This is a genomic window from Nocardioides szechwanensis, assembly GCF_900103935.1.
GTDB classification, from domain to species: Bacteria; Actinomycetota; Actinomycetes; order Propionibacteriales; family Nocardioidaceae; genus Nocardioides; species Nocardioides szechwanensis.
Map to the genome: position 1 here is coordinate 181930 of NZ_FNIC01000005.1, position 24236 is coordinate 206165.

At 72.9% G+C, this 24236-nt stretch carries 22 protein-coding genes; 16 read left to right on the forward strand and 6 right to left on the reverse strand.

Translation table 11 applies throughout. From position 1 onward, the window contains the following. Nucleotides 1–5: 5 nt before the first annotated feature. Complete coding sequence (locus tag BLR90_RS13575; RefSeq protein ID WP_091025752.1) at nucleotides 6–3881, forward strand: Pls/PosA family non-ribosomal peptide synthetase; 3876 nt, start codon at nucleotides 6–8, stop codon at nucleotides 3879–3881. After that, nucleotides 3878–5209 carry a M1 family metallopeptidase gene (locus BLR90_RS13580; RefSeq protein ID WP_245715316.1) on the forward strand — a complete coding sequence of 444 codons (1332 nt, stop codon included), beginning with the start codon at nucleotides 3878–3880 and terminating at the stop codon, nucleotides 5207–5209. Before BLR90_RS13575 ends, BLR90_RS13580 begins: the two co-directional genes overlap by 4 nt. On the opposite strand, the gene BLR90_RS21290 is transcribed toward BLR90_RS13580, so the two are convergent. Further along, nucleotides 5145–6572 (reverse strand): ceramidase domain-containing protein, encoded by a 1428-nt coding sequence (locus BLR90_RS21290; RefSeq protein WP_245715317.1) that lies wholly within the window; start codon nucleotides 6570–6572, stop codon nucleotides 5145–5147. The genes BLR90_RS13580 and BLR90_RS21290 overlap by 65 nt on opposite strands. Then, complete coding sequence (locus tag BLR90_RS13590; protein WP_091025753.1) at nucleotides 6464–7753, reverse strand: citrate synthase; 1290 nt, start codon at nucleotides 7751–7753, stop codon at nucleotides 6464–6466. Before BLR90_RS13590 ends, BLR90_RS21290 begins: the two co-directional genes overlap by 109 nt. A 302-nt stretch (nucleotides 7754–8055) precedes the next feature. Between BLR90_RS13590 and rplM the strand changes: the two genes are divergently transcribed. The 4 genes from rplM to BLR90_RS13610 all read left to right on the forward strand — a co-directional run bounded on the left by rplM (nucleotide 8056) and on the right by BLR90_RS13610 (nucleotide 11133). Further along, the gene (rplM, locus tag BLR90_RS13595; protein ID WP_091025754.1) at nucleotides 8056–8499 is read left to right on the forward strand and encodes a 50S ribosomal protein L13; all 444 of its coding nucleotides are present in this window, start codon (nucleotides 8056–8058) and stop codon (nucleotides 8497–8499) included. 33 nt (nucleotides 8500–8532) lie between these two features. Further along, a complete protein-coding gene (rpsI, locus tag BLR90_RS13600) occupies nucleotides 8533–9033 on the forward strand; it encodes a 30S ribosomal protein S9 (RefSeq protein WP_091025755.1) in 501 nt (166 codons plus the stop codon). A gap of 3 nt (nucleotides 9034–9036) precedes the next feature. Then, the gene (gene glmM, locus BLR90_RS13605) at nucleotides 9037–10383 is read left to right on the forward strand and encodes a phosphoglucosamine mutase (protein WP_091025756.1); all 1347 of its coding nucleotides are present in this window, start codon (nucleotides 9037–9039) and stop codon (nucleotides 10381–10383) included. A 111-nt stretch (nucleotides 10384–10494) separates the two neighbouring features. Further along, entirely contained in the window at nucleotides 10495–11133 is a 639-nt protein-coding gene (locus BLR90_RS13610) for a DUF8017 domain-containing protein (RefSeq protein ID WP_091025757.1), read from the forward strand. Between the two features lie 100 nt (nucleotides 11134–11233). Here the strand turns inward: BLR90_RS13610 and coaA are convergent, their stop codons facing one another. Beyond that, a complete protein-coding gene (gene coaA, locus BLR90_RS13615) occupies nucleotides 11234–12220 on the reverse strand; it encodes a type I pantothenate kinase (protein ID WP_091025758.1) in 987 nt (328 codons plus the stop codon). Between the two features lie 88 nt (nucleotides 12221–12308). On the opposite strand from coaA, the gene glmS reads away from it, so the two are divergent. Together glmS and BLR90_RS13625 are read left to right on the forward strand one after the other, a co-directional pair. Then, on the forward strand, nucleotides 12309–14165 hold the full coding sequence (glmS, locus tag BLR90_RS13620) for a glutamine--fructose-6-phosphate transaminase (isomerizing) (RefSeq protein ID WP_091025759.1): 1857 nt from the start codon (nucleotides 12309–12311) through the stop codon (nucleotides 14163–14165). Nucleotides 14166–14181: 16 nt separating this feature from the next. Beyond that, nucleotides 14182–14535 carry a holo-ACP synthase gene (locus BLR90_RS13625; protein ID WP_091025760.1) on the forward strand — a complete coding sequence of 118 codons (354 nt, stop codon included), beginning with the start codon at nucleotides 14182–14184 and terminating at the stop codon, nucleotides 14533–14535. A 68-nt stretch (nucleotides 14536–14603) separates the two neighbouring features. On the opposite strand, the gene BLR90_RS13630 is transcribed toward BLR90_RS13625, so the two are convergent. Then, the gene (locus BLR90_RS13630) at nucleotides 14604–14858 is read right to left on the reverse strand and encodes a PDDEXK family nuclease (protein WP_091025761.1); all 255 of its coding nucleotides are present in this window, start codon (nucleotides 14856–14858) and stop codon (nucleotides 14604–14606) included. An 86-nt stretch (nucleotides 14859–14944) separates the two neighbouring features. On the opposite strand from BLR90_RS13630, the gene BLR90_RS13635 reads away from it, so the two are divergent. The 8 genes from BLR90_RS13635 to BLR90_RS13670 are packed head-to-tail and all read left to right on the forward strand — an operon-like array spanning nucleotide 14945 to nucleotide 22408. Next, the gene (locus BLR90_RS13635) at nucleotides 14945–16360 is read left to right on the forward strand and encodes an NAD(P)H-hydrate dehydratase (RefSeq protein ID WP_091025762.1); all 1416 of its coding nucleotides are present in this window, start codon (nucleotides 14945–14947) and stop codon (nucleotides 16358–16360) included. Further along, a complete protein-coding gene (gene alr, locus BLR90_RS13640; protein ID WP_091025763.1) occupies nucleotides 16357–17505 on the forward strand; it encodes an alanine racemase in 1149 nt (382 codons plus the stop codon). Before BLR90_RS13635 ends, alr begins: the two co-directional genes overlap by 4 nt. Further along, a complete protein-coding gene (locus tag BLR90_RS13645; RefSeq protein ID WP_091025764.1) occupies nucleotides 17502–18590 on the forward strand; it encodes an alpha/beta fold hydrolase in 1089 nt (362 codons plus the stop codon). Before alr ends, BLR90_RS13645 begins: the two co-directional genes overlap by 4 nt. Continuing rightward, entirely contained in the window at nucleotides 18587–19480 is an 894-nt protein-coding gene (tsaE, locus tag BLR90_RS13650) for a tRNA (adenosine(37)-N6)-threonylcarbamoyltransferase complex ATPase subunit type 1 TsaE (protein ID WP_091025765.1), read from the forward strand. Before BLR90_RS13645 ends, tsaE begins: the two co-directional genes overlap by 4 nt. Nucleotides 19481–19506: 26 nt before the next feature. Beyond that, on the forward strand, nucleotides 19507–20130 hold the full coding sequence (gene tsaB, locus BLR90_RS13655; RefSeq protein WP_091025766.1) for a tRNA (adenosine(37)-N6)-threonylcarbamoyltransferase complex dimerization subunit type 1 TsaB: 624 nt from the start codon (nucleotides 19507–19509) through the stop codon (nucleotides 20128–20130). Further along, nucleotides 20127–20585 (forward strand): ribosomal protein S18-alanine N-acetyltransferase, encoded by a 459-nt coding sequence (rimI, locus tag BLR90_RS13660; RefSeq protein WP_245715318.1) that lies wholly within the window; start codon nucleotides 20127–20129, stop codon nucleotides 20583–20585. The genes tsaB and rimI overlap by 4 nt, the downstream gene beginning before the upstream one ends. 4 nt (nucleotides 20586–20589) lie before the next feature. Then, entirely contained in the window at nucleotides 20590–21636 is a 1047-nt protein-coding gene (gene tsaD, locus BLR90_RS13665; protein ID WP_091025768.1) for a tRNA (adenosine(37)-N6)-threonylcarbamoyltransferase complex transferase subunit TsaD, read from the forward strand. Between the two features lie 52 nt (nucleotides 21637–21688). Continuing rightward, nucleotides 21689–22408 (forward strand): VOC family protein, encoded by a 720-nt coding sequence (locus BLR90_RS13670; protein ID WP_091025769.1) that lies wholly within the window; start codon nucleotides 21689–21691, stop codon nucleotides 22406–22408. 13 nt (nucleotides 22409–22421) lie between these two features. On the opposite strand, the gene BLR90_RS13675 is transcribed toward BLR90_RS13670, so the two are convergent. Together BLR90_RS13675 and BLR90_RS13680 are read right to left on the reverse strand one after the other, a co-directional pair. Further along, on the reverse strand, nucleotides 22422–23696 hold the full coding sequence (locus BLR90_RS13675; protein ID WP_091025770.1) for a hypothetical protein: 1275 nt from the start codon (nucleotides 23694–23696) through the stop codon (nucleotides 22422–22424). Next, complete coding sequence (locus BLR90_RS13680) at nucleotides 23696–24106, reverse strand: hypothetical protein (protein ID WP_091025771.1); 411 nt, start codon at nucleotides 24104–24106, stop codon at nucleotides 23696–23698. Before BLR90_RS13680 ends, BLR90_RS13675 begins: the two co-directional genes overlap by 1 nt. Nucleotides 24107–24236 lie beyond the last annotated feature (130 nt).

The following is a 24236-nucleotide window of genomic DNA, read 5'->3' on the forward strand; positions in this document are numbered from 1 at the left end:
CCGCCGTGTCCGACGCCCCGCACGCACCTCTCCTGCGGGGTGCCCACGCTCCTGAGCCGCGGACCTTGGTCGACATCTTCCGCGCCACGGTCGCCCAGGCGGCCGACGACAGCGCGGTCGACGCCGGTGTCGGGGTGCTGACCTACGCCGAGCTCGAGGAGGCCGCGGAGGGTGTCGCGGCCGAGCTCAACGCGGCCGGCGTCGGACGCGGCGACCGGGTCGGGGTGCGGATCAGCTCGGGCACGACCGACCTCTACGTGGCGATCCTCGGGGTCCTGCTCGCCGGCGCCGCCTACGTGCCGGTCGACGCCGACGACCCCGACGAGCGCGCCCGCCTGGTCTTCGACGAGGCCGGCGTCTCCGCAGTCGTGGGCAACGACCTGGTGATCGCCGTCCGCCGGTCCGGGGCGTCGCTCGAGCCCGAGGAGCCCGGGCTGGACGACGACGCCTGGATCATCTTCACGTCGGGATCGACCGGCCGGCCCAAGGGGGTCGCGGTCGCCCATCGCAGTGCCGCGGCCTTCGTCGACGCCGAGTCGCGGATGTTCCTCCAGGCCGAGCCCCTGGGCGTGGGGGACCGGGTGATGGCCGGCCTGTCGGTGGCCTTCGACGCGTCGTGCGAGGAGATGTGGCTGGCCTGGAGGTACGGCGGCTGCCTGGTGCCGGCGCCCCGGGCGCTGGTCCGCAGCGGGATCGACGTCGGGCCGTGGCTGGTGGCCAACGGGGTCACCGTGGTGTCGACCGTGCCGACGCTGGTGGGGTTGTGGCCGGCGGAGTCGCTCGACCGGGTCCGGCTGCTGATCATGGGCGGCGAGGCCTGCCCGCCCGAGCTCGCGGCGCGCCTGGTCGCCCCCGGCCGCGAGGTCTGGAACACCTACGGCCCCACGGAGGCCACGGTCGTCGCCTGCGGCGCCGAGCTGACCGGTGTCGGGCCCGTGCGGATCGGCCTGCCGCTGGACGGCTGGGACCTCGCGGTGGTCGACGGCGAGGGACGGCACGTCGCACCGGGGGAGACCGGCGAGCTGATCATCGGCGGGGTCGGCCTGGCCCGCTACCTCGACCAGGCGATGGACGCCGAGAAGTACGCCGCGATGCCGACGCTCGGCTGGGCGCGCGCCTACCGCTCGGGCGACCTTGTCGTCTTCGACCCCGACGGCCTCCTCTTCGGTGGCCGCGCGGACGACCAGGTCAAGCTCGGCGGCCGCCGGATCGAGCTCGGTGAGATCGACAGTGCGCTGCTCGCGCTGCCCGGAGTGGTCGGTGCAGCCGCCGCGGTACGGCGTACGGCATCCGGCAACCAGCTGCTGGTCGGCTACGTCGTGACCGACCCGGCGGCGGACCCGGCCTACGACCAGGGCACCGCGCTCGAGATGCTCCGCCGCGACCTACCCGCGGCGCTGGTGCCCCGGCTGGCCGAGGTCGACGTGATCGCGACCAAGACCTCCGGGAAGGTCGACCGGGATGTGCTGCCGTGGCCCCTGCCGTCGTCGCAGCCCGGCGCCGACGCGACCGCGCGGCCGGCGACGCTCGACGGCACTGCCGGCTGGGTTGCGGGCCTCTGGGAGGAGGTCCTCGGTGCCTCGGTCTCCACGCCGGAGGCCGACTTCTTCGACCACGGTGGCGGCAGCCTCACCGCCGCGCAGATGGTGTCGCGGCTGCGCGCCCGCTTCCCCGACGTCGCCGTCGGTGACATCTACGAGCGGCCGACCGTGGGCGCGTTGGCCGGCTACCTCGACGCGATGGGCGAGGCCGGCCCGGTCTCCGATCGCACCGTGCCGCCCATCCCCGTCAAGACCCAGGCCGGCCAGGTGTTCGCGACGCTCGCCCTGCGCGCCGTCGCCGGGCCTCGGTGGCTCACGTGGGTCGCCCTGGGCTGCCACGCCCTCGTCCTGCTCGGGCTCGACTGGCTGCCCACCGTCTCCTGGCCCCTGGTGCTGGTTTCGTGGCTGGTCTTCGTGACGCCGCCGGGCCGGATGCTGCTGGCCGCTGCCGGCTGCCGGGTGCTGCTGCGGCCCGTCGAGCCCGGCGACCACCCACGCGGGGGCAAGGCCCACCTGCGGCTGTGGATCGCCAACCGGCTGGCTGACGAGCTGGGCGCCACCGGCCTCGCAGGTGCGCCGTACGTGCGCTGGTACGCGCGGCTCCTGGGTGCCCGCGTCGGTCGCGGCGTCGACCTGCACAGCCTGCCGCCGGTCACGGGCTGGCTGACCCTCGGCGAGGGTTGCTCGGTGGAGCCCGAGGTCGACCTGAGCGGCTACTGGATCGACGGCGACGTGCTCCGCCTGGGCCGGATCACCGTCGGTGCCCGGGCCCGGCTGGGCGCTCGCTCGATGCTCCTGCCCGGTGCGCAGGTGGGCGACGACGCGGAGGTCGCGCCCGGGTCCGCGGTCTTCGGCAGCGTTCCCGCGGGGGAGTACTGGTCCGGCTCGCCGGCGGTCCAGGTAGCCGGCGGCGCCCGCGGCCCGTGGTCCGGCCCGCCCGCCAGCCACCCGGCCTGGGTCCTGGCCTACGCCGTGACGGCGGTCGCCCTCTCCCTGATCCCGCTGGTCACCGTGGCCGCCGTCGCCGGACCGCTGCTCGCCCTCACCCAGCCGACGTCGTACGGCGAGCTGCTGGGGCTGGTCGTCTGGCTGCCGCTCGGCACCGTGCTCGGTCTCGTGGTCATCGGCGCCCTCGTGCTCGGCGTCGTGCGCACGGCGGCGCTCGCCATCGAGGCGGGCGTGCACCCGGTGCGCAGCCGTGCCGGGTTGGCGGTGTGGGCCACGATGCGAGTGCTCGACGAGGCCCGGACCTGGCTCTTCCCGCTGTACTCCTCCCAGCTCACGCCCTGGTGGCTGCGCCGGCTGGGGGCGCGCATCGGCACCGACGTGGAGGCCTCCACCGTGCTGATGGTGCCGTCGCTCACCGCCGTCAACGACCAGGCCTTCTTGGCCGACGACACGCTGATCGGCGGCTACGAGCTCGGTGGCGGCTGGTTGCGGGTCGAGCGGGTGAAGGTCGGCAAGCGCGCCTTCGTCGGCAACTCCGGCATGGCCGCTCCCGGCCGCAAGGTCCCGAAGGCGTCGCTGGTGGCAGTGCTCTCGGCGGCCCCGCGGCGCAAGTCCGCCAAGGCCGGCGAGTCCTGGCTGGGCAGCCCACCTGCACCCCTGCGCCGCGCCGCGGCCACCGCCGACGCGGGGCGCACCTACCACCCACCCGTCCGGCTCAAGGTGCTGCGCGCGGTGGTCGAGCTGGGCCGCCTGGTCCCGGTGATGCTGGCCACCGCCCTGACCGGTGGCGCCGCGGTCACGCTCGCCGCGCTGCTCGACGGCCCGGGCGTCGTGGCCGCGGTGCTCCTGGCCGGGCTGGTCCTCGTCGTCGGCGGGCTGATGGCCGCGGTGGTCACCGCGGCCGCCAAGTGGCTGCTCGTCGGACGCATCCGCCCGGGCGCCCACCCGCTCTGGAGCTCCTTCGTCTGGCGCAACGAGCTCGCCGACACGTTCGTCGAGGTGCTGGCCGCGCCGTGGTTCGCCCGGGCCGTCGTCGGTACCCCGCTGCTCAACGTCTGGTTCCGGGCGATGGGTGCCCGGATCGGCCGTGGCGTGTGGTGCGAGACCTACTGGCTGCCCGAGGCCGACCTGGTCGATCTCGGTGCGGGAGCGACCGTCAACCAGGGGAGCGTGGTGCAGACCCACCTGTTCCACGACCGGATGCTCGCCATGGACACGGTGACCCTGCGGCGCGGCTCGACGCTCGGCCCGAACAGCGTCATCCTCCCCGCGGCGGTGCTGGGACGGCACGCTACGGTCGGTCCCGTGTCACTGGTGATGAGGGGCGAGTCGGTGCCCGACAAGACGACCTGGATCGGCAACCCGATCGGGCCCTGGGTGGCCCGCACGTGAAGCTGCCCGGCACCAGCTCCGACCTCCCCACCGCCGATCCCTACCTGCCCGGCCACGGCGACCCCGGCTGGAGCGCGCACCACTACGCGCTCGACCTCCACTACGAGCTGGTCGCCAACAGCTTGCGCGCCGAAGCCGTCATCGACGCGGTCGCCGAGACCGACCTGACCCGCGTCGTGCTCGACCTCGCCCATCTCACCGTCGCCAAGGTGACCGTCAACGGCAAGGCGCCGGCCAGGTACCGCACCCGCGAGAACCGGCTCGTCGTCACCCTGGCCACCCCGCTCGAGGCGGGAGCGACGTTCCGTATGGTGGTGAAGTACGCCGGTCACCCGCGGCCTCTCATCGACCGCCACCACGGTGACGCCGGCTGGGAGGAGCTCGCCGACGGCGTGATCGTCGCCGGGCAGCCGCACGGCGCCCCCACGTGGTTCCCGTGCAACGACCGCCCCGACGACAAGGCGTCGTACTCCATCACCGTGACGACGCACCCCGACTACCGCGTGGTGGCCAACGGCCTGCTCGCCAGCCGCAAGCGGCACAGCAGCGCGGTCACCTGGGTCTACGAGCAGGTCGAGCCGATGTCGACGTACCTCGCGACCGTCCAGATCGGGCGCTACCAGGTGCGTGAGCAGGACGCCTCGGTCCCGATGCTGGCCGCCGTCCCCGCCGACGCCGACCCGGGCTTCGAGGAGGCGTTCGGGAGGCAGCCGGAGATGCTGGACACGTTCGCGGAGATGTTCGGCGACTACCCGTTCCCGGTCTACTCGGTCGTCGTGACCGACGACGACCTCGAGATCCCGCTGGAGTCGCAGAGCCTGTCGACCTTCGGCCGCAACTTCCTCAACGACGATTGGGAGTCCGTCCGTCTCGTGGCCCACGAGCTCTCGCACCAGTGGTTCGGCAACACCGTGACCCTCACGAAGTGGCGCGACATCTGGCTGCACGAGGGCTTCGCCTGCTACGCCGAGTGGCTCTGGTCGGAGGCCTCGGGCGGCGACGCCGCCGACATCCAGGCCCGCACCCACCACGACCGGCTGTCCGGCCTCGACCAGGACCTCGTGCTCTCCGACCCGGGCCCGGAGCTGATGTTCGACGACCGCGTCTACAAGCGGGGCGCGCTCACCCTGCACGCGCTCCGGCTCACCGTCGGTGACGACGCGTTCTTCGGTCTGTTGAAGGCCTGGGTGTCCCAGAACCGCGGCGGCACGGTGACCACCGCGGACTTCCTCGCCCTCGCGGCCGAGCACACGGGCGCCGACCTCACCGACCTGTTCGCGGCGTGGCTGGACGCGGAGGACCTGCCGGAGCTCCCGGACGCCAGCTGACCTCCGCCTCGACCGCGCAGGCCACCGCGCCGGCCCAGCCGGCCGGCAGGTCCAGCGGGGCGCTCCACAGGTCCGGGGGGTCGCCGGGGTCTCTCGACAGCCCCTCACCCGAGGTCTTGAGCAGCGCCTCGGCGCGGGTCCAGGCGGGCAGGTCGCCGTAGTCGCCCGCGTCGCGGCCAGGGAGGTCGCGCTCGACGTCGACGCCCACCGGCTGGTCGCTCCACGCGACCAGCGCCAGCCCCTCGGCGTAGGCGATGCTGACGTGGACGGCGTCGGCCGCCCCGAGCGCCTGCGGACGTCCGTGGGACGCGCTCCCGCAGCGCGGGCACAGCCGGGCCACGCCGCTCAGCCCCAGCTCCTCGACGAGCTTCGCCTCGGCCGCCCCCCGTTGGGCGGCCCGGTCACCCGCGACCCACACCGCGGCGACGTGCACGGTGACCGGTGCGGCCGCCGGCCGCTCGCTGACGTAGAGCCGGTACAGGCACCACGCCGACACCGCGCCGAGCAGGTGCCAGACCGCATGGCCCTGGTAGAGCGAGTCCGGGTCGCACCACGACGAGCCGGTCTTGGCGGTGTTCCACACGGCGAAGGCCACGGCGATCACCGCGACGGCGGCCCAGGCCCAGCGGGTGTCGAGCACCACCTCACCCGCCCGCGCCACCCGGCGCTCGAGCGCCAGCGCGGCGACCAGGAAGACGGCGAACGCCACGTTGCCGGCGTACGTCACCACCGGGACGGTGGCGTCGTACAGCCCGACCAGCTCGCAGAGCACGATCACGCCGACGAAGAGCGCCACCAGGAAGCCCGGTCCGCGTCCCCAGCGCCGCATGGCGGCGTAGGCGAACGCGAAGGCGGCGATGAGGTACATGCTCGCCATGTCGAGGTGGCCGCCCACCTCGGACTCGGTGGCGTGCATCGCCATGCTCGCGGGGCCGAGGAGCACGACCACGCAGGAGTACGCCGTCGCCAGGCCGGGGTGCCGCGCCATGGTGCCGGTGCCCAGACCGCCCGGGCTCCCGGCCCGCCAGGCGATCAGCAGGCCCGCGGCGACGAACCCGAGGTTGCTGAAGGTGTTGACCGGCTGCCGGACGAGGCCGTCCGTGGTCTCGCAGAAGTCGGCACCGCGGTCGACGTCGGGGCCCAGCCAGCCGTAGCCGACGGCCAGCGCCAGCAGCCCGAGGGACAGAAAGGCGACAGCCCCCGCCCAGAAGACGGGCGGAGGCTGTCGGACGTTCAGTGGATCAGGCCCATGAGTCAGGCCCAGCGCTCGGCGGCCGGCACGAAGTCGAGCGTGCGGTCGCCGGTGTAGATCTGCTTGGGCCGCGCGATCTTCTGCTCCTTGTCCTGGACCAGCTCGAGCCACTGGGCCAGCCAGCCCGGCGTCCGGCCGATCGCGAACAGGACCGTGAACATCTCGGGCGGGAACTGGAACGCCTCATAGATGAGCCCGGAGTAGAAGTCGACGTTGGGGTAGAGCTTGCGCTTGACGAAGTACTCGTCCTCGAGCGCGATCTTCTCGAGCTCCTGGGCGATCTCGAGCAGCGGGTTGACCCCGGTGACCTCGAAGACGTCGTCGCAGGCCTTCTTGATGATCTGGGCGCGCGGGTCGTGGTTCTTGTAGACGCGGTGACCGAAGCCCATCAGCCGCTCGTTGCCGTCCTTCACGCCCTTGATGAAGTCGGGGATGTTCTCCTTCGACCCGATCCGGCGCAGCATCCGCAGCACGGCCTCGTTGGCGCCGCCGTGCAGCGGGCCGTAGAGGGCGGCGACACCGGCCGCGACAGCGGAGTAGGGGTCGACCTGCGAGGAGCCGACCGAGCGGACCGCGTTGGTCGAGCAGTTCTGCTCGTGGTCGGCGTGGAGGATGAACAGCACGTCGAGCGCCTTGACCAGGCGCGGGTCGGCCTCGAAGCGCTGCTCGCTCATCTTGAAGAGCATCGAGAGGAAGTTGGCGGTGTAGCTGAGCTCGTTGTCGGGGTAGACGAACGGCTTGCCCTGCGCGTGGCGGTAGGACCAGGCGCCCAGCGTCGGCATCTTCGCGATCATGCGGACGATCTGCATGTGGCGGTTGTCGGCGTCGCTGATGTTGCGGGCGTCGGGGTAGAACGTCGAGAGCGCGCCGACCGAGGCCATCAACATGCCCATCGGATGGGCGTCGTAGCGGAAGCCCTCCATGAATCCCTTGACGTTCTCGTGCACGAACGTGTGGTAGGTGATCTCGTGCACCCACGACTCGTACTCCGCCTTGGTCGGCAGAGCCCCGTGGACCAGCAGGTAGGCCACCTCGAGGAAGTTGGACTTCTCGGCGAGCTGTTCGATCGGGTAGCCGCGGTACTCGAGGATCCCCTTGTCGCCATCGATGAAGGTCACGGAGCTTCGGCACGAGGCGGTGTTGACGAAGCCCGGGTCGTAGACGGCCAGACCAGGCGCGTCCTCCCCGGTCTTGATCTTCCCGACGTCGGCGGCCTTGATGGTGCCGTCGAGGATCGGTACGTCGTACTCCAGTCCGGTGCGGTTGTCGCGGACGGTGAGAGAGTCAGTCACGCAGCCCAACCTAATCTGCACTCCCAGGACCGCGCTAACGGGTGTCCACGCCTTGCCCCTCCCTGCGCCCTCCCTGGGAGCCCCTCGTGACCGCGTCGTGACCGCGTTTTGACCGGGCTGGCAGGCGGCCCGTACTCTTGTCTGTCGCGACTCCTGCCGCGTCTCGACCCTCATTCGGGTCGGGGTGCAGTCCCGGACACCATCTCCTGATGTCAGGCCGGGCCGTGTTCGTCAGAAGCCGCAGCAGCACCGCCCGGAGGGCTGACCTTCCAGGCTCCACGAACGAAGAAGAGAGAACTGTCTTGCGCACGTACAGCCCCAAGCCCGGTGACATCCAGCGCGACTGGCACGTCATCGACGCCGAGGACGTCATCCTCGGGCGCCTCGCGGTCGAGGCCGCCACCCTCCTGCGTGGCAAGCACAAGCCGATCTACGCCCCGCACATGGACGTCGGTGACTTCGTCATCGTCGTCAACGCGGAGAAGGTCGCCCTGTCCGGCAACAAGCGGACCACGAAGATGACCTACCGCCACTCTGGCTTCCCGGGTGGTCTGACCTCCACGCCGATCGGCGAAGTCCTGGACAAGGACGCCCGCAAGGCGATCGAGAAGGCCGTGTGGGGCATGCTCCCCAAGAACAAGCTCGGTCGCGCGCTGATGAAGAAGCTCAAGGTCTACTCCGGCCCGACCCACCCCCACTCGGCCCAGCAGGCCGTTCCCTTCGAGATCACCCAGATCTCCCAGTAACTCCCGACGTCGAAAGCAAGGTTGAGGAACACAGTGGCTGACACCAGCACCGAGGTCGAAGAGACCTTTGAGGCCGACGAGCAGGGCGTTGCCTACAGCTCCGAGAGCGCTCCGTCCGCGGACGCCCCCGCCCGTCCGGCGACCATCGCCCCGGCCGCAGCGACCGGCCGTCGCAAGGAGGCCGTGGCGCGCGTTCGCATCGTCCCCGGCACGGGCAACTGGGTCGTCAACGGCCGCACGCTCGACTCCTACTTCCCCAACAAGCTGCACCAGCAGGTGGTGAACGAGCCGTTCGCCGAGCTGCAGCTCGAGGGGCGCTTCGACGTGATCGCCCGCATCCACGGTGGCGGCATCACCGGTCAGGCCGGCGCGCTGCGTCTCGGCGTGGCCCGGTGCCTGAACTTCATCGACGAGGAGGCCAACCGCCCCTCGCTCAAGAAGGCCGGTCTCCTCACTCGCGACGCTCGCGTCATCGAGCGCAAGAAGGCTGGACTCAAGAAGGCCCGCAAGGCGCCGCAGTTCAGCAAGCGCTGATTCTTGGCCCGACACTTCGGTACGGACGGGGTCCGGGGTCTGGCGAACGGTGAGCTCACCGCGTCGCTGGCCCTGGACCTTTCCGTTTCCGCCGCCCGGGTCCTGGCCGAGCACGGCGAGTTCGCTGGGCACCGGCCGCTCGCGGTCGTGGGTCGCGACACCCGGATCTCGGGGGAGTTCCTCGAGGCCGCGGTCGTGGCCGGCCTCGCCTCGGCGGGCGTCGACGCCCTGCTGCTGGGGGTCCTGCCCACCCCGGGCGTCGCCCACCTCACCGCCTCGCTCGGTGCCGACCTCGGCGTGATGCTCTCCGCGTCGCACAACCCGATGCCCGACAACGGCATCAAGTTCCTCGCCCGCGGCGGCGTCAAGCTCGGCGACGCCCTCGAGCTGGAGATCGAGTCGCGGCTCGGCCAGGTCTTCGAGAAGCCGACCGGCGGCGACGTCGGGCGGGTCCTGCACTACGACAACGCCGTCGAGGAGTACGCCGCCCACCTCGCCTCCACGGTGCGCCGCCCGCTCGACGGGCTGACCGTCGTACTCGACTGCGCCGAAGGCGCTGCCTTCGAGGCCGGCCCGCTCGCGCTGCGCGAGGCCGGTGCCACCGTCATCGCGATCCACGCCAAGCCCACCGGCCTCAACATCAACGACCAGTGCGGCTCGACCCACCTGGAGCCGCTGCGGGCCGCGGTGCTCGAGCACGGCGCCGACGCCGGCTTCGCGCTCGACGGTGACGCCGACCGCTGCCTCGCGGTCGACGCCGCGGGCGAGACCGTCGACGGCGACCAGATCCTCGCGGTGCTCGCGATCTCGATGGCCGAGGCCGGCCGCCTGGTCAAGGACACCGTCGTCGCGACCGTGATGAGCAACCTCGGGTTCGTCACGGCCATGCGCGCCGCCGGGCTCGGCGTACGCCAGACCAAGGTCGGCGACCGCTACGTGCTCGAGGCGATGCGGGTGTCCGGCTACACCCTGGGCGGGGAGCAGTCCGGCCACGTGATCATGAGCGACTACGCCACCACCGGTGACGGCATCCTCACCGCCCTCCACGTCCTCGAGCGGATGGCCGAGACCGGCCAGTCGCTGGCGTCGTTGGCCTCCGTCGTGACCCGCCTCCCGCAGGTGCTCGTCAACGTGCCCGGTGTCGACAAGGCGCGCGCCGACGACGACGCCGTGCTCGCGGCCGCGGTGGCCGAGGAGGAGTACGCCCTTGGCGACACCGGCCGCATCCTGCTGCGCCCCTCCGGCACCGAGCCGCTGGTGCGGGTCATGGTCGAGGCGCCCACGCACGACCTCGCCCAGGGCGTCGCCGACCGCCTCGCCGCCGTGGTGCTCCAGCAGCTCGCGCTCTGAGGTCGCCCTCTGTCGGAATCCCCGGCTGACCGGCTCGCGCGATAAGCACGGCGTACCGCGGCCTGTGGAGAGGCGTTCGCCGACGGCGGCGGGCTCGGCTAGACACGGGGGATGCACCGGTTCGCCACCCTCCTCGGCGTCGTCGCCACCTTGGTGACGCTGGCCTGCGGCGGTGCCGTGCTCGCCGGGGCCGACAGCGGACGCGCGCCGAGCGCCGCGGAGCCACCGTGGCAGGTGGTCGTCGGTCCCGCCGGCAGCTTCGAGGTGCCGCCCGAGTCGGCGGGGTGGACGGTGCGCGAGCCCGACCAGGTCGTCTACTACGCCGACCGGCACGGCGACCCGATGGTGGGCGTCGCCGGCCCGGCGGTGCTCGACGACGGCTACTGCGCGCAGGCGTCAGGGGCGTCCAACCGTGGGTTCGCGGGGCTGACCGGCCCGCATCCCGGGACCCTCCGGCAGGTCAACCTGCGCGAGGCCCGGCGGTGGCGTACGTCGGTCGCCGGCCACCCGACCACCGACGGCCGCACCACCCGCCTCGTCCTCCTCGACGGCTCGGCCGGCCTCCGCACGAGCGCCCTGGTCCGCCCGGCGCCCGGCGGGCCGTGCCAGCCCGAGCGGGTCGCGCTCGACCTGGTCAGCGTCGCAGGCCACGCCGGTGTCGTCACGCTGGTCGTCGTACGCGACCTGGGGCCGGAGGCGGCGACGACCTCAGTGGTCGACCGGATCCTGCGGAGCCTAGAGACCAGATGAGCCCTGGTCTCGACACGCTCTCGCGACCTCCTTCGTCGGTCGCGTCGCTGCTCGACCTGGCGCCTGAGTCCCAGCCCTCGCAAGCTCGGCCTGGGGGCGCTCAGAGCTTGCGCAGCCGCACGTAGCGCACGGAGTGGTCGCGGTCCTTGCGCATCACGAGGGTGGCGCGGGAGCGGGTGGGCAGGATGTTCTGCACCAGGTTGGGGCCGTTGATGGTGTCCCAGATCCGCTCCGCCTCGGCGACCGCCTGCTCGTGCGTGAGCGCGGCGTAGCGGGAGAAGTACGACGCGGGGTCGCGGAACGACGTCTCGCGCAGCCGCAGGAACCGCTCGACGTACCACTCGCGGATCTTGTCGCGCCCCGAGTCGACGTAGACGGAGAAGTCGAAGAAGTCGCTCAGCGTCAGGCCCGCGCGGCCGTCGTCGCGCACCCGGGCGGGCTGGAGGACGTTGAGCCCCTCGATGATCACGATGTCGGGCCGCTTGATGACGACCTTCTCGTCGGGCACGACGTCGTAGACGAGGTGGGAATAGGTCGGGGCCTCGACCTCGTCCTTGCCCGACTTGATATCGACGACGAACCGCAGCAGTGCCCGGCGGTCGTAGGACTCCGGGAAGCCCTTGCGCTGGAGGATGCCGCGGCGCTCGAGCTCGTGGTTGGGGTAGAGGAAGCCGTCGGTGGTGATCAGCGCGACGTTGGGGTGCTCGGGCCAGTGCGCCAGCATCTGCTGCAGCACGCGGGCGGTGGTCGACTTGCCGACGGCGACCGACCCGGCCAGCCCGATCACGAAGGGCGTGCGGGGCGGGTTGCGCTGGTGGAGGAACGCCTCCTGCTCGCGGTGCAGCTTGCCCGCCGACTCGACGTACAGGCTGAGCAGCTTGCTGAGGGGGAGGTAGACCTCCTGGACCTCGTCGAGGTCGAGCTGCTCACCGAGGCCCTGGAGGCTGCGGATCTCCTCGACGCTGAGCGGGTTCGTGGTCTCGGCGGCGAGCGCTGCCCAGGCGGCGCGATCGAGCTCGATGTAGGGCGATGACTCGCGCTGCGACTCGTCGGAGCCACCGTTGCGGTGACCTCCGCCAGACGACATGGCTTCGATTCTTGCAGCAGCGGCGGTGTACGGCGCTCGCAGGGCCAGCTCACCGGGCCCGCGGCGTCTCCCCTCTACAGTGGGACCCATGTGCGGAATCGTCGGTTACGTGGGTCCGCAGCAGGCCCAGGGCGTCGTGGTCGAAGGGCTCCGCCGGCTCGAGTACCGCGGCTACGACTCGGCCGGGATCGCGCTCGTCGTCCACGACGCAGCCGGGGGCACGCTGGCGATGGAGAAGCGCGCCGGCAAGCTCGCCAACCTCGAGAAGGCGATCGCCGACCGGCCGCTGCCCGAGTCCACGACCGGCATCGGCCACACCCGCTGGGCCACCCACGGCGCGCCCAACGACGTCAACGCCCATCCGCACACGGGTGGCAGCCGCCGCGTGGCGCTGGTGCACAACGGGATCATCGAGAACTTCGCCGCCCTCCGCGGCCGGATCGAGGCCGACGACCACGTCATGCTCTCCGAGACCGACACCGAGGTGGCCGCCCAGCTGCTCGAGCTCCAGGTCGAGTCGGGGGTCGATCTCACCACGGCCATGCAGCGGATCTGCCGCCAGCTCGAGGGCGCGTTCACCCTGGTCGCGGTCGACAGCCAGGACCCCGACCGGGTCGTGGCGGCGCGGCGCAGCTCACCGCTGGTCGTGGGGCTCGGCGACGGTGAGAACTTCCTCGGCTCCGACGTGTCCGCGTTCATCGAGCACACCCGTGAGGCGATGGAGCTCGGCCAGGACCAGGTCGTCACGATCACCCGCGACGCCGTCGAGGTCACCGACTTCGACGGCAACCCCTCCGACGGCAAGCGCTACACCGTCACCTGGGACCTCTCGGCGGCCGAGAAGGACGGCCACGACTGGTTCATGCGCAAGGAGATCTTCGAGCAGCCGCGCGCGGTGGCAGACTCGCTGCTGGGACGCCGTACCGCGGACGGGCTGCTGCAGCTCGACGAGATGCGGCTCTCCGACGACGACATCCGCGAGGTCGACAAGATCATCATCATCGCGTGCGGCACGTCGTTCTACGCCGGCATGGTCGCGAAGTACGCCATCGAGCACTGGACCCGCACGCCCGTCGAGGTCGAGCTGGCCTCCGAGTTCCGCTACCGCGACCCGATCCTCGACTACTCCACCCTGGTGGTCGCGATCAGCCAGTCCGGCGAGACCGCCGACACCCTCCAGGCGATCCGGCATGCGCGGACCCAGCGCTCCAAGGTGCTGGCGATCTGCAACACCAACGGCTCGACGATCCCGCGCGAGTCCGACGCGGTCATCTACACCCACGCCGGCCCGGAGATCGGCGTCGCGTCCACGAAGGGCTTCCTGACCCAGCTCGTCGCCTGCTACCTGCTGGCGCTCTACGTCGCGCAGGTGAAGGGCACCCGCTACGGCGACGAGATCACCGAGATCATCCACCAGCTCGAGGAGATGCCCGACCACATCGCCACGGTGCTGGAGTCGGCCGAGACCGTCTACGAGCTCGCGCGGACCCACCTGAACACCAAGTCGGTGCTGTTCCTGGGCCGGCACGCCGGCTACCCGGTCGCGCTCGAGGGAGCGCTCAAGCTCAAGGAGCTCGCCTACATCCACGCCGAGGGGTTCGCGGCCGGCGAGCTCAAGCACGGGCCGATCGCGCTGATCGAGGAGGGCCTGCCGGTGCTGTGCGTCGTACCTCCCCAGGGCCGCGACCAGCTGCACGAGAAGATGATCAGCGGGATCCAGGAGGTGCGGGCGCGCGGTGCGCGCACGATCTGCCTGGCCGAGGAGGGCGACACCTCCATCGAGCCGTACGCCGACGTCCTGATCCGGCTGCCGCGAGTGCCCGTGCTGCTCCAGCCGCTGGTGGCGATCGTGCCGCTCCAGCTCTTCGCGTGCGAGCTGGCCACCGCGATGGGCCACGACGTCGACCAGCCGCGCAATCTGGCCAAGTCCGTCACGGTGGAGTAGCGCCCATGGTGAACACATGTCCGTGATCGGCGTCGGGATCGACGTGGTCGACATCGAGCGGTTCGGGGAGTCCCTGGAGCGCACCCGCGGCCTGGCGGCCCGGCTGTTCACCGCCGACGAGGTCGACCGCCCGCTGGCGTCGCTCGCCGCGCGGTTCGCGGCCAAGGAGGCGCTCGCCAAGGCTCTCGGCGCCCCCGTCGGCCTGGCCTGGCACGACGCCGAAGTGGTCTCCGAGGACTCCGGCCGCCCGTTGTTCGCGCTGCGCGGCTCGGTCGCGGCGCGGGCCGCCGAGCTGGGCGCGGTCCATGTGCACCTCTCGCTCTCGCACGACGCCGGGATCGCCTCCGCCGTCGTCGTCCTCGAGTCGTAGCAGCGGTGCGCGGGGCGGCCTGCGCCGGCCCACCCTGGCGTTGACGGGGTCGTGTGCCTCAGCGAGCGTCAGGCCGCACTGTCAGGCACACGACCCGGCACTCCGAGGGCAATCAGGTCCCGCGCCACCTCAGGCATCTCGTGACGCAGCTCGTAGGCCGAGCACCGCACCACGACCCGATCGCGCGTCATGATCCGGCGCGAGCGCCGCAGGTCGTCGTTCCACTGGGACACCTCCATGTGGAACGACCCGTCTACCTCGAGCACCAGCACGCGGCTGGGGGGCTCCTTCCCCGTCACGAACCAGGCGAGCAGGTTGTCCACAGGGCAGTGTCGCGGTGAGCGGGTCGTGCGCCTCAGCGTGCGGCGGAGCGCACTGTCAGGCACACGACCCCACTAGCGTGGGAGCCATGAGGTACGCCCACACGGTCGAGCAGGTGCGCGCGGCGGAGGAGACGCTGCTGGCGCAGCAGCCCGAGGGTGCGTTGATGCAGCGTGCCGCCCATGGGCTGGCGTACGCCGTGCTGGACCTGCTCGGGTCGGCGTACGGACGACGGGTGCTGCTGCTGGTCGGGCCGGGCAACAACGGCGGTGACGCGCTGTACGCCGGCGCGGTGCTCGCCGGTCGCGGGTGCGCGGTCGAGGCGTGGCTGGTCACCGACCACACCCACGTAGGCGGGCTCGAGGCCCTCCGCACGGCCGGCGGACGGGTCGTGTGCCTCAGCGAGCTCCCGGGCGCACTCTCAGGCACACAACCCCCCAGCGCGGAGGTCGTGATTGACGGGATCCTCGGCATCGGCGGCCGCCCGGGCCTCCCGGACGCCGCGATCGAGGCGCTCGAGCACGTCAGGGGCATCCCGCTGGTCGCGGTCGACACCCCGTCCGGCGTCGACGTCGACACCGGCGAGACCCCCGCATCGCACGCGCGAGCCGACCTCACGGTCACCTTCGGCACCCACAAGGTCGCCCACCTGGTCGACCCTGCGGCGAGCGCCTGCGGCGTCGTCCAGCTCGTGGACCTCGGCCTTCACCTGCCCGCGGCAGACGTCGAGTCGCTCCAGCCGGCCGACGTGGCGCGGCTGCTCCCGCGGCCCGGCAGCGACGCCCACAAGTACACCCGCGGCGTCGTCGGCGTGCGGGCCGGCTCCACGGACTACCCCGGCGCCGGGCTCCTCAGCGTCGCCGGTGCGGCGAGCGGCCTCTGCGGCATGGTCCGGTACGTCGGTAACGCCGACGTCGCCGTCCGCGTGCGCGCCGCCCACCCCGAGGTGGTCGGCGAGGGGCAGGTCCAGGCGTGGGTGGTCGGCTCCGGGAGCGGCCCCGACGCCGCGCGCGAGCTCGCGGCCGCCCTGAGCGACGGCGTACCCACCGTGATCGACGCCGACGCGCTCGCCCACGTCACCGGCCCGGTCGCACCCCCCACCGTCCTCACGCCCCACGCCGGCGAGCTCGCGCGGATGCTCGGCATCGACCGCGGCACGATCGAGGCGCGACCCCTGGCCCACGCCCGCGACGCCGCCGACCGCTACGACGCCGTGGTGCTCCTCAAGGGGCGACACACGCTGGTCGCGGCGCCCGGCGGGCGGGTGCGCGTGACCACCACCGGCACCCCCTGGCTGGCGACCGCCGGGGCCGGTGACGTGCTCGGCGGGCTCATCGGCGCGCTCCTGGCTGCCGGGCTCGACCCGTTCGACGCCGCCTCCGTGGGCTCCTGGCTGCACGGTGCCGCGGCGACCCTCGCCGGTGGTGGCGGGCCGCTCTCCGCGGGCCGGGTGGCCGAGGCGATCCCCGACGCCGTACGCCGGATGGGACAATCGACCCCATGACTGCCGCCCGCGCCGAGATCGTCGTCGATCTCGCCGCGATCCGGCACAACGTCACGACGCTGCGGCAGATCACCGGCACGCCCGTGATGGTCGTGGTCAAGGCCGACGGCTACGGCCACGGGATGGTCCCCGTCGCGCGCGCCGCCCGTCAGGCCGGCGCTGAGTGGCTCGGGGTCGCGACCCTCGACGAGGCGCTGGCCCTGCGCGCCGCCGGCGCCGACGGCCGGGTGCTCTGCTGGCTCACCGTCCCGGGGGAGCAGTACGCCGCCGCGATCGAGGCCGACCTCGACGTCACCGCCTACTCCGTGGCCGAGCTCGACGAGATCGCCGCCGCCAGCACTGCCACGGGCAGCGCCGCGCGGGTCCAGCTCAAGGTCGACACCGGGTTGTCGCGTGGCGGCGCCGCCGAGCACGACTGGCCCGACTTCCTCGCCCGGGCCCGGGCCGGAGAGGAGGCCGGCCACTGGCGCATCACCGGCCTCTGGTCCCACTTCGCGTGCAGCGACGAGCCGGAGCACCCCGCCAACGATCGGCAGGAGGCCGCCTTCCACCGCGCGCTCGCCGCCGCCGACACGGCCGGCCTGCGCCCCGAGGTGCGCCACCTCGCCAACTCCGCCGCGGCGCTGCTGCGCCCGAGCTCGCGCCTCGACCTGGTGCGCTGCGGCATCGCGTCCTACGGCCTCGACCCGGCGCCCGGGCACACGCCCGACCTCGGCCTGGTGCCGGCGATGACCGCCCGGGCCCGGCTCGCGATGGTGAAGCCGCTGGTCGCCGGCGACTCGGTCTCCTACGGCCACAGCTGGACCGCTGAGCAGCCCACCACGGTCGGCCTGGTGCCCGCCGGCTACGGCGAGGGCGTGCCGCGTCACGCCAGCAACACCGCCTCCGTCGCCGTCGACGGCTTGCAGCGCCCGATCCGCGGGCTCGTCTGCATGGACCAGTTCGTCGTCGACCTCGGCGGCGACCGGCCCGAGGCCGGTGCCGAGGTCGTGCTCTTCGGGCCCGGACGCGACGGCGAGCCGACCGCCCAGGACTGGGCCGAGGCCTGCGGCACCATCAGCTACGAGATCGTCACCCGGATCGGCGGCCGCATGTCCCGCTCCCACGTCGACTCCGAGACCACCTCTGACGAGGAAGCCCGATGAGCATCCGAGGACGTGTCTGGGGAGCCGCGGCCGGGGCCGTCGGCCTCGCCGCGGCCGGTACGGCGGTCGGTGTCGCTCGCCGCAACCGCCGGATCGAGGGCCGCACGGACCTCAGCCCCGACTTCGGGTCGCTCCGCTCGAAGCCGGTCATCGTGGTCGCCGAGGACGGCGTACCCCTGCACGTCGAGGTCGACGAGGTCACCGAGCCCGAGCCCGGCTCCAAGCGGCGCTGGACCCGGCGCCGCGCCGAGCCCCAGGTCACCGTGGTCTTCGCGCACGGCTACTGCCTCAACCTCGACTGCTGGCACTTCCAGCGCGCCGCCTACCGCGGCCTGGTCCGCACCGTGTTCTACGACCAGCGCTCGCACGGCCGTTCCGGCCGCTCGTCCCACGCCAATGCCACGATCGAGCAGCTCGGCCGCGACCTCAAGCAGGTGCTCGACCACGTGGTGCCCGACGGCCCGGTGGTCCTGGTGGGCCACTCCATGGGTGGCATGACGATCATCGCCCTCGCCGAGCTGTTCCCCGAGCTGATCGGCGACCGGGTCGTGGGCGTCGGCCTGGTCTCCACGACCGCCGGCGGGCTCGACGTCGGCAAGCTGCTGCTGCCGATGTTCCCGGCCCGACTCAGCGGCCGGGTGACCCACCGCGCCGTACGCACCCTCCACCGCGGCCACCTCGCGGTCGACAACGCCCGCCGGGTCGGGGCCGCCATCGCCCGGGTCGGCACCGACCTGTTCGCCTTCGGCGACGCGGTGCCCAGCGGCTACGTCGACTTCGTCGACGAGATGCTCTCGGCCACGCCGTTCGAGGTGGTGGCGGAGTTCTTCCCGAGCTTCAGCAGCCTCGACAAGTTCGACACCGTCGAGGTCCTGAGCCGGATCCCGACCTCGATCATCTGCGGCACCGCCGACAAGCTCACCTCGATCGGCCACAGCCGCAAGCTGCACCACCGGATCCCGGGGTCCCACCTCGTCGAGTGCGAGGGCGCCGGCCACATGGTGCTGCTCGAGCGCCACGAGCAGGTCACCGCCGAGCTCGACCAGCTCATCTCCGCGGCCACCGACCGGGTCGCCGGACGGTGAGCCTCACCGTCCGCCGCGTCGGCCACGAGTCGGCCGAGGTGGTCCACCACATCGTCATCGAGGCCTTCGGCAGCCGGCCCCCGCTCGACCCGCCCGCCGACGCCCTCAGCGAGACCGTCGAGTCGATCGGGACCCGCCTGGCTCTCAACGGCGGCCTGGTGGCCCGCGTCGGCGACGAACCGGTCGGCGCCCTGCTCTTCGACCCGGTCGGCAACTCGGTCTACCTGCGCCGCTTCGGGGTCCTGCCGGCAGCCCAGGGCCACGGTGTCGCGGCCGCGATGGTCGACGCGGCGGTCGAGGCCTGGCCCGGCCGCGCCCGGCTCTCGGTGGTGGCCCGCGAGGAGCTGCCGGCCACGGTCGCCTTCTGGGAGCGCCGCGGCTTCGCGCAGGCCGACCGGCGCTTCCCGTACGTCGAGCTGTCGCGGCCGCTGCCCACGACGTACGACGTGGCGACGGCCGACGACATGCGCGCGCTCGGCGTCCGGGTGGCCGAAGATCTTCGCGCGGGCGACCTGCTGGTGCTCTCGGGCGGCCTGGGCGCCGGCAAGACCACCTTCACCCAGGGGCTGGGTGAGGGGCTGGGCGTGCGTGGCGGCGTCACGTCGCCGACCTTCGTGATCGCGCGGGTGCACCCGTCGCTGACCGGCGGACCCGACCTCGTCCACGTCGACGCCTACCGGATCGGTGGGCTCGACGAGCTCGACGACCTCGACCTCGACACCTCGCTCGCCGAGGCTGTCACGGTCGTCGAGTGGGGCGAGGGGCTCGCCGAGAGCCTGGCCGACTCGCGTCTCGAGGTCCGCATCTCGCGGTCCTCGGAGGAGTCCGAGGGAGAGCTCGACCCCCGGCAGGTCGAGGTCCTCGGCGTCGGCACCCGCTGGGCCACGTGAGAGGCGCTCCTCGGTAGCCTCGGTTCGTGCTGCTCGCCTTCGACACCGCCTCGCCGCAGGTCACCGTCGCCCTGCACGACGGCGCCGACGTCGTGGCCGAGCTGACCTCCGAGCGCGAGATGAAGCACGGCGAGCAGCTGGCGCCGCTGATCGAGGCCGTGATGGCCCGGGCCGGGATCGTGCGCCAGGACCTCACCGCGATCGGTGTCGGCGTCGGCCCCGGTCCCTTCACCGGCCTGCGCGTCGGGCTGGTCACGGCACGCACGCTCGGCTTCGTGCTCGAGATCCCCGTCTACGGCGTCTGCTCGCTCGACGTGCTCGCCGCCGAGGCCGATCGCCCCGGTGAGCTCGTGGTGGCGACCGACGCCCGGCGCAAGGAGGTCTACCTCGCGTCGTACGTCGACGGCGTGCGCGTCGCCGGCCCGGCGGTCGCCAAGCCGGCCACGGTAGCGACCGTGCTGCCGGTGGTGGGCGAGGGCGGGGCCCTCTACCCCGCGGACTTCCCCCACTTCAGCGGCCCGATGCGTCCGAGCGCCGGCTGGCTGGCCCGCGTGGTGACCGAGGAGCTCGCCGAGCTGTGCGACCCCGAGCCGATGTACCTGCGGCGACCCGACGCCGAGGCGCCCCGCCCGCCCAAGCGGGTCTCGTGATCCGCGCCGCCACCGTCGCCGACGTGCCCGCGATCGCCGCGCTCGAGGACGAGGCGCTCGGCGTCGATGCGTGGTCGGAGGGCCTGGTGCGCGAGGGGGTCGCCGGCAACCTGCCGACCATCCACTACCTCGTGGCCGAGAGTGACGCAGCCGTGGCCGGCTACGCGGTGGCCAGCGTGGCCGGCGACATCGCCGAGCTGCAACGGATCGCCGTACGCCCCGACGCGCGTCGGACCGGCCTCGCGTCCGCGCTGCTCGACGAGGTCCTCACGCTCGCGAAGGTCGGTGGCGCCGACCGGCTGCTGCTCGAGGTGCGCGACACCAACACGGGGGCGCTGGCGTTCTACGCCGCCCGCGGCTTCGTCGAGGTCGACCGCCGGCCGCGCTACTACCGCGACGGCGCCCCGGCCGTAGTGCTCCGCCGCGCGCTCCTAACCGGCTGCGGGGGAGGATGACCCGGTGAAGCAGGAACCCCTGGTCCTCGGCATCGAGACGTCGTGCGACGAGACCGGCGTCGGGATCGTCCGCGGGCACACGCTGCTCGCCGACGCGGTCGCGAGCAGCGTCGAGGAGCACGCGCGCTTCGGCGGCGTCGTGCCCGAGGTCGCGAGCCGCGCCCACCTCGAGGCGATGGTGCCCACGATCGAGCGCGCCTGCGACACCGCCGGCATCGCGCTGCGCGACGTCGACGCGATCGCGGTCACCAACGGCCCCGGCCTGGCCGGCGCCCTCCTGGTCGGCGTGGCCGCCGCCAAGGCCCTGGCCCTCGGCCTGGGCAAGCCGATCTACGGCGTCAACCACCTCGCCGCCCACATCGCGGTCGACCAGCTCGAGCACGGCGCGCTCCCGGAGCCGTGCCTCGCGCTGCTGGTCAGCGGCGGCCACTCGAGCCTGCTCAAGGTGACCGACGTGACGGCCGGGGTCGAGCCGCTGGGCGCGACCATCGACGACGCGGCCGGCGAGGCGTTCGACAAGGTGGCCCGGCTGCTGGGGCTGCCGTTCCCCGGCGGCCCCCACATCGACCGGGTGGCCCGTGAGGGCAGCAGTGTCTATGTCGACTTCCCACGCGGTCTCACCGCCCGTCGCGACCTCGAGCGGCACCGCTTCGACTTCTCGTTCTCCGGGCTCAAGACCGCGGTCGCGCGCTGGGTCGAGGCGCGCGAGCGCGCGGGGGAGCCGGTCCCGGTCAGCGATGTCGCCGCGAGCTTCCAGGAGGCGGTGTGTGACGTCCTGGTCCGCAAGGCGCTGGACGCCGCCGCGAGCCAGGGCATCGAGGACCTGCTCATCGGGGGTGGGGTCGCGGCCAACTCCCGGCTGCGCGCGATGGCGGAGGAACGCGCCTCGCGCCTCGGCATCCGGGTGCGGGTCCCGCGCCCGGGCCTGTGCACCGACAACGGCGCGATGGTCGCCGCGCTCGGCTCGGAGATGGTCGCCCGGGGCCGTACGCCGTCGCCGCTCGACCTGCCCGCCGACTCCAGCCTGCCCGTGACCAGCGTCCTGGCCTGACGTTCCCGAAACCGGGAGGCGCCGCGACGTCGTCGCTGGCTACGGTGGCGGCATGTACCTGGAGAACCTCGTCTTCGACGCCGTCGACCCCCAGCTGCTCGGCCGGTTCTGGGAGACAGCACTCGGCTGCGAACAGCTGACCGACGAGCCCGCGGGCTACGAGACAAGGCTCACCGTCGAGGGCGGGCCGGTGCTCGACCTGTGCTTCCAGCGCGTCCCCGAGGCGCCCACGGACCCACCGCGCCTCCACCTGGACCTCGTTGGCGGTGCCGGCCAGGGCGACGTGGTCGAGCGGCTGCTCGGGTTGGGCGCGCGGCACCTCGACATCGGTCAGGGCGACGTGCCGTGGGTCGTGCTCGCCGACCCGGCGGGCAATCCCTGCTGCGTCATGGAGGAGCGGGCGACGTACGCCGACACCGGACCGATCGCCGCGCTGCCGCTCGACTCCGCCGACCCGGAGCGGGACGCGCAGTTCTGGTCGTGGCTGACCGGCTGGACGGAGTCGCCGCGGCTGGCCCCTCGGTCCCTGCGCCACCCGTCGATGAAGGGTCCGCTCCTCGAGCTCTGCTCCGAGCCGTCGCCGAAGGGACCCGCCAAGAACCGGCTCCATCTCGATGTCCGGCTCGAGGCCGGAGACGATCCCGACGGCGTCGCGGCAGGCATCGCGGAGCGGGGCGGCCACGAGCTCCACCCGGGCTGGGGCGAGCTGCCGTGGCGGTCCTACGCCGACCCGTCCGGCAACGAGTTCTGCGTGCTTCCCGCGCCGGCCTGAGGGCCTGGCCGGCTCAGTCGATCACGCCAGGGGCCGCGTCGGCGTCGTCGATCCACTCCTGGCCGTCGTCGAAGAGGTCGCGGTCGCGTCCCTGCTCGTCCTGGTCCTTCTTGCCCCCGCGTCGTCCCGCAGCGGCTCCCGCTCCGGCTGCGCCGCGCCGGCCGCCCGCTCCGCCGCCGGGGCTGGTGGCGCCACCGCGCCCGCCCGGGCCGCCGCGCCCGCCCGCGCCACGGCCGGTGGGCCGCGAGGTCGGAGAGCCGGTGCCGGCGGCGCCGCTGCCGCGCCCGAGGGCGCCGGGCGCACCGGCCCGCGAGGAGCTGCCGATCGGCCGGGTCGCGGCACCGGGCACGGAGCCGGTCGGTGCGAGCCCGCCACGGATGCCACCGATCGCGGCGCCGGCCAGGCCGCCGCCGGCCGCGACACCGAGGCCACCGGCCAGCGGAGCACTGATGCCGCCGGAGCCGGTGCCGCCGATGACACCGGTGGTGCCCGGGTCGGGCAGGGCCGTGCCGTGGTCGGGGAACGGGGTCGCTGTCGGCGGGGTGACCTCGTGGGTCGGCACCGTGGGCTGCTGCTGCTGCGGCGTGGTGTGGTCAGGGAGGTCGGTGTGGTGATCGCCGTGGTCGGGGTCGCGAACGGGCTCGCCGACGACGCTGGTCGGGTGGTGCACCCCGCCGGTGGGAGGCCGCCCGCCGCCACCGCGCGGAGGGACCGCGGAGATCGGCTGCGGGCCACCGGGTCCGTCGCCGCCGTTGTCCACGGGCGGGTCGGGCTCGCCATGGATGCTCCTCATGACCTCGGTCGAGGCCTCGAAGTCGCGGTCGAGCGCGTCGGCGAGCTTCCGGGCGCGCTCCTCCCGGTCGTTGAAGGACGTCTCGTAGGCCTCCATGTCCCCCTTGTAGGTCCCCGTCGACGTGACGTCGTCCTCCACCGGCGGGACATAGGGGCCGGGGTGCGGGGCCTGGGGGATCTTGTTGTTCATCCTGGTCACGCCGTTGTTGGTCTGCGTGATGGCCTGGCTCGCCTGGAAGAGGGCCTGGGAGCCGCGGCTCAGCTCGCGGGCCTTGCCCGCCATGCCGACGGCGGTCTGGGCGAAGGCCGCGCTCAGTGCCGGTCCCGTCTGGCCGCCGAGGTCCTGTCCGCTGGTGCTGGCCCGGTCGAGCGCTCCAGCCACCACGCTGAGCATCTGCCCGCACCGGAACCACTCGGAGCTGGCGCCGCTGATGGCCTCGGGGGAGGCGCCGTTCAGGGCTTGCTCGAGCCGCTGCTGCTGCGGTCCGGTGACCATCAGCCCTCCTCGGCCGGAGGGGCGGCGCAGACCGGGTTGTCGCGTATGTCGGGCCGGGCCACGCACGGCGCCGCGGCGTCGAGCTCGGTCTGGAGACGGGTGGCGGCGGCGGTGATGTTGCCGTCGACCTCGAACGCCTCCGCGGCGTAGCGCTGGACGCCGGTGCGGTAGTGCTCGAGCCCGGCGAGCATGTCGGTCATCGCCTTGATCACGTGCTGGTGCGCGATGTCGGTGTGGCGGCCGAGCTCTCCGCCGGTGTGCGACCCTCCGAACACGGACTGGTCGAGGGGCGGCAGCGGAGTCTCGAGGATCTCCATCCCGGTCTCGAGGACATCGACGATCGACTGGATGGTCTGCTCGTCGACGTTGATCTCCTGGAGAACTCCAGTGACGGCCCCGACGTCCAACATGCTGATCTCCCCGTGATGTCGATCTTCACCCTGCCATAGCCTGCCTACCCGGTGACGGGGGCGCCCAAACGCCGTGCCCGCCCGAAATCGGGGCCGCTATCGTGGCGATCCCGCCCCGTGGAGGAGTACG